This is a genomic window from Streptomyces sp. NPDC034099 (genome assembly GCF_055575415.1).
The window spans coordinates 553,982-567,756 of record NZ_JBVISR010000002.1 but is presented as its reverse complement, the minus strand read 5'-3'; the positions used below and the strand labels follow the sequence as shown (position 1 = coordinate 567,756).

Annotated in this window: 13 protein-coding genes; 6 read left to right on the top strand and 7 right to left on the bottom strand. The window is 72.6% G+C overall.

Annotated features, from left to right (window positions below; translation table 11 throughout):
* The first annotated feature begins 102 nt into the window (after positions 1-102).
* Together ACZ56V_RS07545 and ACZ56V_RS07540 are read left to right on the top strand one after the other, a co-directional pair.
* A complete protein-coding gene (locus ACZ56V_RS07545; protein WP_398910726.1) occupies positions 103-1,038 on the top strand; it encodes an EamA family transporter in 936 nt (311 codons plus the stop codon).
* A complete protein-coding gene (locus ACZ56V_RS07540; RefSeq protein ID WP_398910728.1) occupies positions 1,035-1,682 on the top strand; it encodes a GNAT family N-acetyltransferase in 648 nt (215 codons plus the stop codon). Before ACZ56V_RS07545 ends, ACZ56V_RS07540 begins: the two co-directional genes overlap by 4 nt.
* On the opposite strand, the gene ACZ56V_RS07535 is transcribed toward ACZ56V_RS07540, so the two are convergent.
* Both ACZ56V_RS07535 and ACZ56V_RS07530 read right to left on the bottom strand, forming a co-directional pair.
* On the bottom strand, positions 1,666-2,466 hold the full coding sequence (locus ACZ56V_RS07535; protein WP_467378215.1) for a sugar phosphate isomerase/epimerase family protein: 801 nt from the start codon (positions 2,464-2,466) through the stop codon (positions 1,666-1,668). The genes ACZ56V_RS07540 and ACZ56V_RS07535 overlap by 17 nt on opposite strands.
* Before the next feature lie 170 nt (positions 2,467-2,636).
* Positions 2,637-3,683 (bottom strand): LacI family DNA-binding transcriptional regulator, encoded by a 1,047-nt coding sequence (locus ACZ56V_RS07530; protein ID WP_398910731.1) that lies wholly within the window; start codon positions 3,681-3,683, stop codon positions 2,637-2,639.
* Positions 3,684-3,898: 215 nt separating this feature from the next.
* Here ACZ56V_RS07530 and ACZ56V_RS07525 point away from each other — a divergent pair, with 215 nt between their 5' ends.
* Genes ACZ56V_RS07525 through ACZ56V_RS07515 form a run of 3 tightly spaced genes read left to right on the top strand, consistent with a single transcriptional unit; the run spans position 3,899 to position 7,070 of the window.
* Complete coding sequence (locus tag ACZ56V_RS07525) at positions 3,899-5,050, top strand: Gfo/Idh/MocA family protein (RefSeq protein ID WP_468940079.1); 1,152 nt, start codon at positions 3,899-3,901, stop codon at positions 5,048-5,050.
* Positions 5,047-6,216 (top strand): dihydrodipicolinate synthase family protein, encoded by a 1,170-nt coding sequence (locus ACZ56V_RS07520; RefSeq protein WP_468940077.1) that lies wholly within the window; start codon positions 5,047-5,049, stop codon positions 6,214-6,216. Before ACZ56V_RS07525 ends, ACZ56V_RS07520 begins: the two co-directional genes overlap by 4 nt.
* 38 nt (positions 6,217-6,254) lie before the next feature.
* Positions 6,255-7,070 carry a sugar phosphate isomerase/epimerase family protein gene (locus ACZ56V_RS07515; RefSeq protein WP_468940472.1) on the top strand — a complete coding sequence of 272 codons (816 nt, stop codon included), beginning with the start codon at positions 6,255-6,257 and terminating at the stop codon, positions 7,068-7,070.
* A gap of 185 nt (positions 7,071-7,255) precedes the next feature.
* Here ACZ56V_RS07515 and rbsD read toward each other — a convergent pair whose 3' ends face one another.
* From rbsD to ACZ56V_RS07490, 5 genes are read right to left on the bottom strand one after another with little or no spacing between them, the layout of a single operon-like run.
* Positions 7,256-7,645 carry a D-ribose pyranase gene (rbsD, locus tag ACZ56V_RS07510; protein WP_467378210.1) on the bottom strand — a complete coding sequence of 130 codons (390 nt, stop codon included), beginning with the start codon at positions 7,643-7,645 and terminating at the stop codon, positions 7,256-7,258.
* Positions 7,642-8,562 (bottom strand): ribokinase, encoded by a 921-nt coding sequence (locus tag ACZ56V_RS07505; protein ID WP_467378208.1) that lies wholly within the window; start codon positions 8,560-8,562, stop codon positions 7,642-7,644. The genes rbsD and ACZ56V_RS07505 overlap by 4 nt, the downstream gene beginning before the upstream one ends.
* A 59-nt stretch (positions 8,563-8,621) precedes the next feature.
* Positions 8,622-10,577: an ABC transporter permease/substrate-binding protein gene (locus tag ACZ56V_RS07500; protein ID WP_468940072.1), complete on the bottom strand. Its 1,956-nt coding sequence runs from the start codon at positions 10,575-10,577 to the stop codon at positions 8,622-8,624.
* Positions 10,567-12,111, bottom strand: coding sequence for a sugar ABC transporter ATP-binding protein (locus ACZ56V_RS07495; protein ID WP_468940069.1), 1,545 nt, complete (start codon positions 12,109-12,111; stop codon positions 10,567-10,569). The genes ACZ56V_RS07500 and ACZ56V_RS07495 overlap by 11 nt, the downstream gene beginning before the upstream one ends.
* Positions 12,108-13,151: a LacI family DNA-binding transcriptional regulator gene (locus tag ACZ56V_RS07490; RefSeq protein WP_398910742.1), complete on the bottom strand. Its 1,044-nt coding sequence runs from the start codon at positions 13,149-13,151 to the stop codon at positions 12,108-12,110. Before ACZ56V_RS07490 ends, ACZ56V_RS07495 begins: the two co-directional genes overlap by 4 nt.
* A gap of 273 nt (positions 13,152-13,424) precedes the next feature.
* Between ACZ56V_RS07490 and ACZ56V_RS07485 the strand changes: the two genes are divergently transcribed.
* Positions 13,425-13,775 carry a hypothetical protein gene (locus tag ACZ56V_RS07485; protein ID WP_468940065.1) on the top strand — a complete coding sequence of 117 codons (351 nt, stop codon included), beginning with the start codon at positions 13,425-13,427 and terminating at the stop codon, positions 13,773-13,775.

The window sequence follows — 13,775 nt, the reverse complement described above, 5'->3', positions numbered from 1 at the left end:
ACAACGAGCGGAGACGGTTGACGAAACGGTTAGCGATGCTTCATCCAACCATGCAGCAAACATCGCTGGTGCTACACGGTCCTCCCGGTCGATCCTCGACACATGCGACCTTCCCACCTCTTCCTCGCCGTGCTCGTCGCCGCCGTCTGGGGCGTGAACTTCACGGTCATCGAGATCGGCCTCGACCACTTCCCGCCGCTCCTCTTCTCCGCCCTGCGCTTCCTGGCCGCCGCGCTGCCCGCCGTGTTCCTGGTGGGCCGCCCGAAGGTGGCCTGGAAGTGGATCGTGGCGGTGGGACTGGTGCTGGGCGTGGCCAAGTTCGGCCTGGTCTTCGTGGGCATGGACGCGGGCATGCCGGCCGGCCTGTCGTCCCTCGTGCTGCAGATCCAGGCGGTGTTCACCGCGGTGATCGCCGCCGCCGTACTCGCCGAACGCCCCTCCCGCGTCCAGGCCCTCGGCATGCTGGTCGCGCTGGCCGGCATCGGCGTCGCGGCGCTCGACGAGGGCGCCTCGGGACCGCTGGGCGCGTTCCTGATGGTCGTCGGCGCGGCGGCGGCCTGGGGCGTGTCCAACGTCCTGACCCGCAAGGCGTCCCCGCCGGACGCGCTGAACTTCATGGTGTGGGTCTCCACCGTCCCCGTGCTCCCCCTGCTGGCCCTCTCCCTGCTCACCGAGGGCCCTACCGAGGATCTCGCGGCCCTGCGCGCCCTGGACTGGCAGGGGGCGGGCACCATCCTCTTCGTCGCCTGGGTCTCGACCGTCTTCGGCTTCGGCGCCTGGGGCTGGCTGCTGCGCCGTCACCCCGCCTCGACGGTCGCGCCGTTCTCCCTCCTGGTCCCGGTCTTCGGCATGTCTTCGGCGGCGCTCTTCCTGGGCGAGTCGGTGACACCCCTGCGCTGGTGCGCGGCGGCCCTGCTGGTGGGCGGGGTGGCGCTGACCACGCTCACCGCCCGCAGGCGGATGCCGGGGATCACCGTGCGCACCTCCCCGCAATTCGCTGGACGGCTCCCCGCGCCGGCTGAAGAATCCGTCCGGTGACATTCACTCTGAAGGCCCCGGTCCTCGAAGGCACGCTGGTACGGCTGGAGCCGCTGGGCCATCAGCACGCGGCCGACCTGGCGAGGGCGGCGGAGGAGGACCGCGGCACCTACGCGTTCACGTGGGTCCCGGAGAGCGACGAGGTCGGCGCCTACATCGACGCCCAGCTGGCCAGGGCGGCCACCGGACGGCTGGCGCCCTACGCGCAGGTCTCCCGCGCCACCGGCCGCGCGGCCGGCACCACCTCCTACTGGGAACCCCGCTCCTGGCTCACCGACGACGCGCTCGACGCCGTCGAGGTCGGCTTCACCTGGCTGGCCCGCTCCGCGCAGGGCACGGGCGTGAACGCCGAGGCCAAGCTGCTGCTGTTCCGCCACGCCTTCGAGGTCTGGGGCGTGTCCCGCGTCGACCTCAAGACCGACGCCCGCAACGAGCGCTCCCGCGCCGCGATCGAGAAGACGGGCGCCCGCTTCGAGGGTGTCCTGCGCAACTGGTCCCGCTCCTCGGCGCCGGGCGAGGAGGGACGGCTGCGCGACTCCGCGATCTACTCGATCACGTCGGAGGAGTGGCCGGGCTGCCGGGAGCGGCTGGAGGAGAGGGTGCGCTCGGCGTCGGTGCCGCCCGCGCTCACGCCGCGTCCGTGAGCAGCCGGGCCAGGTGCTCGCGGCCCCGCGTGAGCAGCTCGGGCAGCGGCGCCGCCGACTCGTACCACCGCTTCTCGTACTCCCAGCACAGCCAGCCGTCCCAGCTGTGCCGGGACAGCACGTCCACCACCTCGGTGAGCGGCAGCACCCCGGCGCCCAGCGGCAGCGGGGTGGTGTCCTCGGCCGAGGCGATGTCCTTGACCTGGACGTAGCCCAGGTGCGGGGAGAGCGCCGCGTAGGTGTCGGAGGGCTGCTCCCCGCCCAGCCAGGTGTGCATCACGTCCCACAGGGCGCCCACCTGGCGGTGCCCGACCAGCCCGAGGACGCGCATCGCGTCGGCGCCCGTACGGTGCGAGTCGTGGGTCTCCAGGAGGATGCGTACGCCCAGCTCGGTGGCGTACTCGGCGGCCGTGCCCAGTCGCCGCGCGGCCACCGCGTCGGCCTCGTCCGCGCTCTGCTCGGTGCCACCGCCGGGGAAGACCCGGACGTACGGGGCGCCCAGGTCGCGGGCCAGGTCGAGCAGACCCCGCAGCTCGCCGATCACGGCCTCGTCGTCACCGGGCGCGGCGACCCGCGCGTACCCCGCGAGCCCCAGCGGCTCGACACCGGCCGCCTTGAACTCGGCGGCCGCCGCGGCCCGTTCGTCCGGACCCAGGCCCGGGTGGACCGGTTCCTCCGGATGGGCGCGCAATTCGACACCGTGGTAACCGTGCGCGGTAGCGAGCCCCAGCACATCGCTCAGGGGCAGTCCGGGAACACCGAGGGTGGAGAACGCCAGCTTCATGCCCACGGAGCGTACCCGCGATCACCGGCCCACATGTCTACGCAGGTGGGCACCGTTAGCCCGTCCGGCGTTTGAGGACGAGGCCGTTCAGGCCGAAGCGGGGGTCTGGGGGCGGCAGCCCCCAGCAACGCCCGCACCAACACGGGCACCCGTGAAACCAACGGTCCGTTTCAACCCCGCGGCCCTCCGGAGGACCCCCGCACCATCAACTCCCCCCGCACCACAGCGATCCCGCCCGCCGGTGCCTCCTCCCGCCCCATCGCGACCCGCCCCGCCCGCGCCCCCGCCTCCGCCAGCGGCAACCGCACCGTCGTCAGCGCGGGCACCGCGTCGATGCTGAACGGCAGGTCGTCGAAGCCGGCCACCGACACGTCGTCCGGGATCCGCAGCCCCGAGTCGCGCAGCGCCGCGCACGCGCCCAGCGCGACGGTGTCGTTCGCGGCGACGACCGCGGTCAGCGTCGGGTCCCTGCGCAGCAGCTCCAGCGTGGCCTCGTACCCGGCCTGCCGGTCGTAGCGGCCGTGGACCGTCCAGCGGGGGTCCTCCTCGATGCCGTGCGCGGCGAGCGCGGTGCGGTGGCCCTCCAGCCGGTGCCGGGTCGTGGTCCGTTCCTCCGGGCCCGCGATGTAGCCGAGCCGCCGGTGCCCGAGCCCGATCAGGTGCTCGGTCAGTTCCCGGCCGCCCCCGCGGTTGTCGAAGGTGAGCGCGATCGCCCCGGTGTCCGGCGCGGGCGGCCGCCCGCACAGCACCACCCGCGTCCCGGCCTCCGTGAGCTTGCGCAGCTTCGCCGCCACGGCCGCCTGGTGGGCCTCGTCCTCCATCGCGCCGCCGGTCAGCACGACCGCCGCCGCGCGCTGGCGCTGCAACAGCGTGAGGTAGGTCAGCTCGCGCTCCGGGGTGCCGCCGGTGTTGCAGACCACCGCGAGTCTCTCGCCGCCCGCTCTGCCGCCCGGCCCGCCGATCTCGGACTGGACGGCGCCGGCCATGATGCCGAAGAAGGGGTCGGCGATGTCGTTGACGAGGATGCCCACCAGGTCGGACGTGGCCGCCGCCAGCGCGCTCGCGGGGCCGTTGAGCACGTAGTCCAGCTCGTCGACGGCCTTGAGCACCCGCTCCCGGGTGGAGGCGGCCACCGGGTAGTTGCCGTTCAGTACGCGCGACACCGTCGCGGGGGAGACCTGGGCGCGGGCCGCCACGTCCGCCAGTGTCACCGTCATGTCCTCGTCCTCCGCCTCGCGCGTGTGTGAACGCCGTCCCGGGTGACCTTACGGCCACCGTCCGCCGTCGTTCGTCCCCTCGAACAACTCGCCCCGATCGCGGTCTTGTCCAGACCACCGTTCACAGGCTAGCTTCGTTCTACATAGAAAGCGCTTGCTGTACGGCTCGTACGACGTGCTGTATGGCTCGGTACGGCTCGTACGAAGGGAATGACGTGACACGCAAGACGGTGCGTATCGCCATGAACGGTGTGACCGGGCGCATGGGCTACCGCCAGCACCTCGTCCGCTCCATCCTGGCCCTCCGTGAACAGGGCGGCCTCGACCTCGGCGACGGCACCGTGCTGTGGCCGGAGCCGGTCCTGGTCGGCCGCCGCGAGCACGCGCTCAGGGCGCTGGCCGAACGCCACGGACTCGACCACGTCTCCACGGACCTCGACGCGGTCCTGGCCGACGACGGCATCGACCTCTACTTCGACGCCCAGGTGACCTCGGCCCGCGAGGAGGCGATCAGGAAGGCGATCGCCGCGGGCAAGCACGTCTACACCGAGAAGCCGACGGCCACCGGCCTCGACGGCGCCCTGGAACTGGCCCGCCTCGCCCAGGCCAAGGGCATCAAGCACGGCGTCGTGCAGGACAAGCTCTTCCTCCCCGGACTGCTCAAGCTGAAGCGCCTCATCGACGGCGGCTTCTTCGGCCGGATCCTGTCGGTGCGCGGCGAGTTCGGCTACTGGGTCTTCGAGGGCGACTGGCAGGAGGCGCAGCGCCCGTCCTGGAACTACCGCAGCGAGGACGGCGGCGGCATCGTCGTCGACATGTTCCCGCACTGGGAGTACGTGCTGCACGAGCTGTTCGGCCGCGTGAAGACCGTCCAGGCCCTCACCGCCACCCACATCCCCGAGCGCTGGGACGAGAAGGGCAAGCCCTACGACGCCACCGCCGACGACGCGGCCTACGGCGTCTTCGAGCTGGAGGGCGGCGCGATCGCCCAGATCAACTCCTCCTGGGCGGTCCGCGTCAACCGCGACGAACTGGTCGAGTTCCAGGTCGACGGCACCGAGGGCTCCGCCGTCGCGGGACTGCGCAACTGCCGCGTCCAGCACCGCTCCGCCACCCCCAAGCCCGTCTGGAACCCGGACATCCCCGCCACCGAGGTCTTCCGCGACCAGTGGCAGGAGGTCCCGGACAACGGCGAGTTCGACAACGGCTTCAAGGCCCAGTGGGAGCTGTTCCTCAAGCACGTCTACGCCGACGCCCCCTACCACTGGGACCTGCTGGCCGGCGCCCGCGGCGTCCAGCTGGCCGAGCTGGGCCTGAAGTCCTCGGCCGAGGGCCGCCGCCTCGACGTACCGGAGATCGGCCTGTGACCCTCCACCTCCCGAACCCCGACGGCTCCCTGCGCGCCTACGAACCCCGCACCGCACCCCCGGCCGTTCCGGGGACAGGCGGCGGAAGCGCTTTCACCTCCCGTACGGTCTTCTCGGCCGCGCACGTCGTCGCCGACCCGTTCGCGGACACCACCCCCGACGGGCACGCCGCGGTCGACTGGGACGCCACCCTCGCCTTCCGCCGCCACCTGTGGTCGCACGGGCTCGGCGTCGCCGAGGCGATGGACACCGCTCAGCGCGGCATGGGCCTGGACTGGGCGACGGCGGCCGAACTGATCCGCCGCTCCGCCGCCGAGGCGAAGCAGGCGGGCGGCCGCATCGCCTGCGGCGTGGGCACGGACCAGCTGACCGCGACGGCCACCACCACCCCCGCGGAGGTCCGGACGGCCTACGAGGAACAGCTCGCGGTGGTGGAGGAGTCGGGCGCCCAGGCCATCCTCATGGCCTCCCGCGCCCTCGCCGCGACCGCGAAAGGCCCGGACGACTACCTGGACGTCTACGGCCGCCTCCTGCGCCAGGCCACCGAACCGGTGATCCTGCACTGGCTGGGCCCGATGTTCGACCCGGCCCTGGAGGGCTACTGGGGTTCGTCCGACCTGGACGCGGCGACGGACACCTTCCTGGAGGTCATCGCCGCCCACCCCGACAAGGTCGACGGCATCAAGGTCTCCCTGCTGGACGCCCGGCGCGAGGTCGACCTGCGCCGCCGCCTCCCGCAGGGCGTGCGCTGCTACACCGGCGACGACTTCAACTACCCCGAGCTGATCGCGGGCGACGAGAAGGGCTTCAGCCACGCCCTGCTCGGCATCTTCGACCCGCTGGGCCCCCTGGCGGCGGAAGCGGTCCGTGTCCTGGACACCGGGAACGTCGACGGCTTCCGGGAACTCCTCGACCCCACAGTCGAGTTGTCCCGTCACCTCTTCCAGGCCCCCACCCGCTTCTACAAGACGGGCGTGGTGTTCCTGGCGTGGCTGGCGGGCCACCAGAGCCACTTCACCATGGTCGGCGGCCTCCAGTCGGCCCGCTCCCTCCCGCACTTCGCGCGCGCCTACGAACTGGCGGACGGCCTGGGCCTGTTCCCGGACCCGAAGCTGGCGGAGGAGCGCATGAAGAACCTGCTGAGCCTGTACGGGGTGAACCAGTGACGGCGACCGGAGACCTTTCCCGCTTCTCCATCAACCAGATGACGGTCAAGCAACTGCCACTGCCGGAACTGACGGACGCCTGCACCGAGTTGAGCGTCACGAACGTGGGCCTGTGGCGCGAACCCGTCCAGGCGTACGGCGTCGAGGCGGCCGCCAAGCTGGTCCGCGACGCGGGCCTGACCGTCACCACCCTGTGCCGGGGCGGCTTCCTCACGGCCGTCGACCCCGGCGAACGCGCCAGGGCCCTGGCCGACAACCGCCGCGCCGTCGACGAGGCCGCCACCCTCGGCACCGACACCCTCGTGCTGGTCTCCGGCGGCCTCCCGGCCGGCGACAAGGACCTGCGCGCCGCCCGCGAACGCATCGCGGACGCGCTGGCCGAGCTGGGCCCCTACGCCGAGCGGCACGGGGTACGCCTGGCCATCGAGCCGCTGCACCCGATGTTCGCCTCGGACCGCTGCGTGGTCTCCACCCTCGCCCAGGCCCTGGACCTCGCCGAACGCTTCCCGGCCCAGCAGGTCGGCGTCACCGTCGACACGTACCACATCTGGTGGGACGACCGGGCGCCCGAGCAGATCGCCCGGGCCGGCGCGGGCGGCCGCATCCACACCTTCCAGCTCGCCGACTGGACCACCCCGCTCCCCGAGGGCGTCCTCAACGGCCGCGGCCAGATCGGCGACGGCGCGATCGACATGCGGGAGTGGAAGTCGTACGTCGAGGCGGCCGGATACAGCGGCCCGATCGAGGTCGAGCTGTTCAACGAGGGGCTGTGGGCGCGGGACGGGCGGGAGGTGCTCGCCGAGACGGCGGCCCGGTTCGCCGAGCACGCGGGGGACGGGACGCCCGGAAAATAATCCCGGCGACCGTGCAACCCTTCCGCCCCCCGGCGGGTCGTACCTGGCATCGGAACTCCCGTGGGGGTACCTGGGGGGGAATTCCCGGGGTTCCGAAGGGGAGGGGAAACCCGAGGGGGCCCGGTCGTCGACCGGGCCCCCTCAAACTTGTTCCGCACCTGGGCGGAACTCGGAGGCTCATAGCCTCAGAAGAAGACCCCGCACCGCAGTAGCACATTGGCGTACGGCCGCGCCTCCCCGGTGCGCACGACCAGCCGCGCGCCCGCCGACAGCTCCTTGAGCCGCTCGTGCGGGACGAGCCCGAGGGCGGGGAAGAGCCCGTCGAGCAGCGCGGCGCACTCGGCGTTCGCCTCCCGGACCTCCGTCGCCGCCGTCGCGCCCTCGACGACCAGCTCGGCCAGCAGACCGTCAAGGACCTCCGCGAAGGACGGCACCCCGGCCCGGAAGGCCAGGTCGACGACGCGCGGCCCGTCCGGCACGGGCATGCCCGCGTCGCACACCAGGACGCCGTCCCCGTGCCCGAGTTCGGCGAGCGCGCCCGCCAGATGCCGGTTGAGTATCCCCGCCTTCTTCACAGCGCCCCGGCCTCCAGTGCCTCGGCCTCGGCCGCCGTCGGGTACGACTCCTGCGCGCCCGCCTTGGTGACCGCCGCCGCGCCCACCCGGGCCGCGTACGCCGCCGCCTCGGCGAGCGACTCGCCGGTGCCCAGCCGCCAGGCCAGCGCCGCGGTGAACGCGTCACCCGCGCCCGTGGTGTCCACGGCGTCCACCTTCACGGACGGCACCCGGACCACGCCCCCGGCGGCCGACGCGACCAGCGCGCCCTCGGCGCCCAGGGTCACGACCACCGAGCGCGGGCCCTTGGCCAGCAGGACGCGGGCCCAGTCCTCGGGGCGCTCGCCGATCAGCGAGTCCCCGAGGATCACCTTGGCCTCGTGCTCGTTGACGATCAGCGGGTCACAGGCGGCAAGCACCTCCCGCGGGAGAGCGCGCGGCGGCGACGGGTTCAGCACGAAACGGCTGTCCGGCGCGAGCGAGCGGACCACCTCCACGACCGTCTCCAGCGGGATCTCCAACTGCGTGGAGACCACCCGGGAGGCGTGGAAGAGGCTCGCGGCGGCCCGGACGTCGCCCGGTGCCAGCCGGCCGTTGGCGCCCGGCGAGACCACGATGCTGTTGTCCCCGGACGGGTCGACGGTGATCAGCGCGACGCCGGTCGGGGCGCCGCCCACCAGCACACCGACCGTGTCGACGCCGGCCGCCCGCTGCGAGTCCAGCAGCAGCCGGCCGTAGTCGTCGTCGCCGACCCGGGCCAGCAGGGCCGTACGGGCACCGAGCCGGGCGGCGGCGACGGCCTGGTTGCCGCCCTTGCCGCCCGGGTGGACGGCCAGGTCGGAGCCGAGCACCGTCTCGCCCGCGGCCGGCCGCCGCTCGACACCGATCACCAGATCGGCGTTGGCCGATCCGACGACCAGCAGGTCGTAGTCGTACATCAATCGTTCTCCGATTCGAGTGATTCCCGCTGGTTTCCGCCGGGTCCCGACGGCCGGTCTCAGCCCCCGAAGCCGGCCACGTTCTCCTTGGTGACGACCTTCACGGGCACCTTCACCGTCTGCTCCACCTTCTTGTCCTCGGCAGCCCGCAGCGCGTTCTGTACGGCGATCCTGCCCAGTTCCTTCGGCTGCTGCGCCACGGACGCGTACAACGCGCCGTCCTGGACCGCCTTCAGTCCGTCCGGGGTGCCGTCGAAGCCGACGACCTGGACCGACTTTCCGGCCTTGGAACCGAGCGCCTTGATCGCGCCCAGCGCCATCTCGTCGTTCTCCGCGAAGACGCCGTCGACGTCCGGGTGCGCCTGGAGCAGGTTGGTCATCACGTCCAGGCCCTTGGTGCGGTCGAAGTCCGCGGGCTGCTTGGCGACGACCTTGATGCCCGGGTACTCCTTCAGCCCGGCCGCGAAGCCCGCCCCGCGCTCCCGGCTGGCGGAGGTGCCGGCCTGGCCCTGGAGGACGACGATGGTGCCCTTGCCGCCGAGCTTCTCGGCGAGCGCCCGGGCGCCCAGCTTGCCGCCCTCGACGTTGTCGGAGGCCACCAGCGCGGACGTGTCCGCCTTGTTGACGCCGCGGTCCACGGCGATGACGGGGATGTCGTCCTTGTTCGCCGAGCGCACCGAGGGACCGGCCGCGTCGGAGTCCACCGGGTTGACGATGACCGCGGACAGGCTGCCGCTGACGAAGTTCTGCAGTTGGTTGGCCTGCTGGGAGGCGTCGTTCTGGGCGTCCGTGACCGTGAGGTCCACGCCCAGCTTCTTCGCCTCCGCCTCCGCGCCGTTCCTGATCTGCACGAAGAACGGGTTGTTGAGCGTGGACAGCGACAGCCCCATCTTCTCGTCCTTGCCGCCGGAGGAACCGTTGTGCAGCAGCGAGGTGGCGCCGACGACGGCCACCGCGACGACGGCCGCGATCACGTACGTGAGGGCCTGCTTGCCCCGGTTGCCGCCACCGGACGCCCCGGCCGCCGGCGTGACCGCGCCCGCCTTGCGGCGCAGCGTGTCGAAGAGCACCGCCAGCGCGATGACGACACCGATGACGACCTGCTGCCAGAACGCGGAGACGGACAGCAGGTTGAGGCCGTTGCGCAGCACGGCGAGGATCAGCGCGCCGATCAGCGTCCCCGAGGCCTTGCCGGTGCCGCCCGCCAGCGAGGCACCGCCGATCACGACGGCGGCGATGGCGTCCAGCTCGTAGCCCTGCGCGGCCTGCGGCTGCGCGGAGGAGAGCCGGGAGGCGAGCACGATGCCCGCGGCGGCGGCGAACAGGCCGGAGAAGGCGTAGATGGCGAGCTTCTGCCGCTTCACCCGCAGGCCGGACAGCCGCGCGGCCTCCTCGTTGCCGCCGATGGCGTACATGGAGCGGCCGATGTAGGTCCGGCCGAGGACGAACGCGGTGATCAGGCCCATCACGATCATCACGAGCACCGGCACCGGCAGCCAGCCGCCGAGAGTGTCGCCGAGGTGCGAGACCGAGTCCGGGAAGGCGATCGGCGAGCCCTGCGAGATGACCAGCGACAGACCGCGGCCCACCGACAGCATGGCGAGCGTCGCGATGAACGGCGGCAGCTTCCCGTACGAGATGAGGAAACCGTTCACCAGACCGCACGCGATGCCCGTCAGGACGGACAGCAGCACCGCGAGCACCACCGGGATCCCGGCCTCGGTGGCGCTCCAGGCCAGCACGGTGGCCGACAGCGCGGCGACCGAGCCGACCGACAGGTCGATGCCCGCCGAGACGATGACGAAGGTGACGCCGAACGCGAGGATCGCGGTGACGGCGGCCTGGACGCCGACGTTGAGGAGGTTGTCGGCGGTCAGGAAGTCCCCGGACAGCGCCGACATGGCGATGACGAGGACGATCAGCGCGGTCAGCGCGCCGTTGTCGAGCAGCAGGCGGCGCAGACCGCCCGTGGCGCCCTGCGCGCCCGGCTTGCTCTTGAGCGTGTCAGTGGCCACCGGAGGCCTCCGTTCCGTCGCTGTGGGGGGAGTTGCTGGTGTGGGTGCTGACGGCGAGCGCCATCACGGCGTCCTGGGTGGCCTGTTCGGCGGTGAGTTCACCCGCGACGCGCCCCTGCGCCATGACGACCACGCGGTCGCTCATGCCGAGCACCTCCGGCAGATCGCTGGAGATCATGAGCACGGCGGTACCGGCGGCCGTCAGTTCGTTGATGAGCTGGTAGATCTCGACCTTGGCGCCGACGTCGATACCGCGCGTCGGCTCGTCGAGGATCAGCACCTTGGTGTTCGCCAGCAGCCACTTGCCGATGACGACCTTCTGCTGGTTGCCGCCGGACAGCGTGCGCACGTGCTGGCCGAGCCCGGCCATCCGCACCCCGAGCTGCCCGGCGATGCGCTCGGCCGCCGCGTGCTGCCCCTTGAGATCGACGAGTCCGGCGCGGGCGCTGGACCGCAGCGTGACGAGCCCGAGGTTCTCCGCCACGGAGGCGTCGAGCACGAGGCCCTGCCCCTTGCGGTCCTCGGGGACGAGCCCGATCCCGGCGGCCATGGCGGCGTTCACGTCGTGCCGGCGCAGCGGCGCGCCCGCGACCCGCACGGTTCCGGCGTCGTAGGGATCGGCACCGAACACCGCCCGCACCACCTCCGTCCGCCCGGCGCCGACGAGCCCCGCGATGCCGACGACCTCACCGGCCCGCACCTCGAAGCCGACGTCGTGGAAGACACCGTCCCGGGTGAGCCCCTCCACTTTGAGCAGCGCCTCACCGGCGTCGGTGCGCTCGCGCGGGTACTGCTGCTCGATCGACCGCCCGACCATGAGCCGGACCAGCTCGTCCTCCGGCGTGGAGGCGGGCACCTGGCCGACACTCCGGCCGTCCCGGATGACGGTGACCCGGTCGCCGAGCGCGGCGATCTCCTCCAGGTGATGGGTGATGAAGACGATGCCGACGCCGTCCTCGCGCAGCCGCCGCACGATGGCGAACAGCTTCTCCACCTCGTCGGAGGTGAGCACGGCGGTCGGCTCGTCCATGATGAGCACCCGCGCGTCCAGGCTGAGCGCCTTGGCGATCTCGACCATCTGGAGCCGGGCGATACCGAGTTCACGCACCCGCGCGCGGGGAGACACGTGGACCCCCACCCGCTCCAGCAGCACCTCGGCGTCGGCCTCCATCTTCTTCCGGTCGATCACGCCGAGCCGGCGGGGCTGGCGCCCCAGGAAGATGTTCTCCGCCACCGTCAGGTCGGGGACGAGGTTGAACTCCTGGTAGATGGTGGCGATCCCGAGGCGCTCGGAGTCCTGCGCACCGTGGATGCGCACCTCCTCACCACCGGCCAGGATCCGCCCGGCGTCGGGCGTGTAGGCGCCGGAGAGCATCTTGATGAGCGTGCTCTTGCCCGCGCCGTTCTCACCGAGGAGCACGTGCACCTCGCCCCGGCGCAGGTCGAAGTCGACGCTGTCGAGCGCGACCACGCCGGGGAAGGTCTTGCGGATGCCCTCGATGCGCAGCAACTCGTCCGGACTGCGGCTGCTCACGGCGTACTCCTTCGTACGGGGGACGGGGACGGGGGGTGTGGTGCGCCGGGCGGCTCACCGCACGAGCGGCGGACGACGAGCCGTGCCGGAAGGGTCACGGACTCACCGGCCCGCCCCGCGATCCGCTCGACCAGCGCGCGTACGGCGGCCCGCCCCAGCTCGCGGGTGGGCTGGGCGATCGCGGTGACCGGCGGGCCGGTGTGCACGAACCACGGGATGTCGTCGAAGGCGGCGAGCCCGATGTCCTCGGGGACCCGCAGCCCGCGGGCGCGTACGGCGTCCAGCGCGCCGAGCGCCATCAGGTTGTCGGCGGCGAAGACGACCTCGGGCGGCTCGGGCAGGTCGAGGAAGCCCTCGGTGACCCGGCGTCCGCTGCCGGCCTGGAAGTCGCCCTGGCCGATGTAGGCGTCCGGGAGGGGGAGCCCGTACGCGGCGAGCGCCTCTCGGAAGGCGTCGACGCGCTCGCGTCCGGTGGTCGTGGCGGCGGGCCCGGCGATGATCGCGAGCCGCCGGTGCCCGAGCCCGTGCAGATGCGCGACGAGATCCCGTACGGCCGCCCGCCCGTCCGACCTGACGACGGGCACGTCCACGCCGGGGATCCAGCGGTCGACGAAGACCATCGGCGTCCCGGCCCGCGCGGCGTCCAGCATGCGCGGGGAGCCCCCGTCGGTGGGGGAGACGAGAAGCCCGTCGATCCGGCGGTCCAGCAGCGTGGTGACGTGGTGGTCCTGGAGGTCGGGCCGCTCGTCGGCGTTGCCGATGATGACGCTGTAGCCGAGCGCGCGGGCCTCCTCCTCGACGGAACGGGCCAGCTCGGTGAAGTACGGGTTCATGACGTCGCTGATGACCAGGCCGAGGGTGCGGGTCTGGTCGGTGCGCAGCGACCGGGCGAGGGCGTTCGGACGGTAGCCCAGCGTCTCGACGGCGGCCAGCACGCGGGCGCGTGCGGCGGCGCTGACCGACGGGTGGCCGTTGAGCGCCCGCGAGACCGTCGCGACGGACACACCCGCCTCGGCGGCGACGTCCTTGATGCTCGCCATCGTCGTTCCACCTCCTCGTGGAATCGATTACACGGAGGATTGGAAACGATTACACGGGCAGGAATCAAGGGGTCGGATCGGGCCGAGACGCAATCGTGACCGGGCCCGTCCGGGGCGGTGGACCGGTGCCCGACACCCAGCCCACCGCCACGAACGGGCCGTCCGAGTACCGTCCGGGCCGGTCAGGCGGTAGGAACGGGACGACGGCGGTGGCCGCCTCGCCGGGTGCGGGGGTGAGCGCCCCCGCCCCTCCTCGAACCCGGGAGCACGCACATGGCCCACCCCTCCGGCGGACCGGCCGGGACGGACACCTTCCCGGCGCTGTGCGGGCACACGCACCTCTTCCCGGGGGCGCGCTGCCGTGTCCAAGGGCTCCCGGACCCGGACGCCTTCGTCGCCGTGCCCCGGCCGCTCGACGTGGACCTGAGGTTCTCCGACGGGGTGATGGTGGCGGCGCGGCTGCGCACGGAGCCGGGGGAGGGGTCGCCCCTGGTGCTGACCGTCCCCGCCCACACCACGGCCGCCGGGACCCGGATCGACGCGCGGGCGTGGCGGGTGCGGGACCTGGTCGTGCGGGAGGGCGCCGACGTGGAACTCGTCGTCGGCGCCCTCCGCGGGTCGTGA

Excerpts from the sequence above, each read along its gene's own strand:
- ACZ56V_RS07535 (WP_467378215.1), bottom strand. The coding sequence starts at position 2,466 with ATGAAGCTGGCGTTCTCCACCCTCGGTGTTCCCGGACTGCCCCTGAGC.
- ACZ56V_RS07505 (WP_467378208.1), bottom strand. The coding sequence starts at position 8,562 with ATGTACGACTACGACCTGCTGGTCGTCGGATCGGCCAACGCCGATCTG.
- ACZ56V_RS07515 (WP_468940472.1), top strand. The coding sequence starts at position 6,255 with ATGACGGTCAAGCAACTGCCACTGCCGGAACTGACGGACGCCTGCACC.
- ACZ56V_RS07530 (WP_398910731.1), bottom strand. The coding sequence starts at position 3,683 with ATGACGGTGACACTGGCGGACGTGGCGGCCCGCGCCCAGGTCTCCCCC.
- ACZ56V_RS07490 (WP_398910742.1), bottom strand. The coding sequence starts at position 13,151 with ATGGCGAGCATCAAGGACGTCGCCGCCGAGGCGGGTGTGTCCGTCGCG.
- ACZ56V_RS07485 (WP_468940065.1), top strand. The coding sequence starts at position 13,425 with ATGGCCCACCCCTCCGGCGGACCGGCCGGGACGGACACCTTCCCGGCG.
- ACZ56V_RS07545 (WP_398910726.1), top strand. The coding sequence starts at position 103 with ATGCGACCTTCCCACCTCTTCCTCGCCGTGCTCGTCGCCGCCGTCTGG.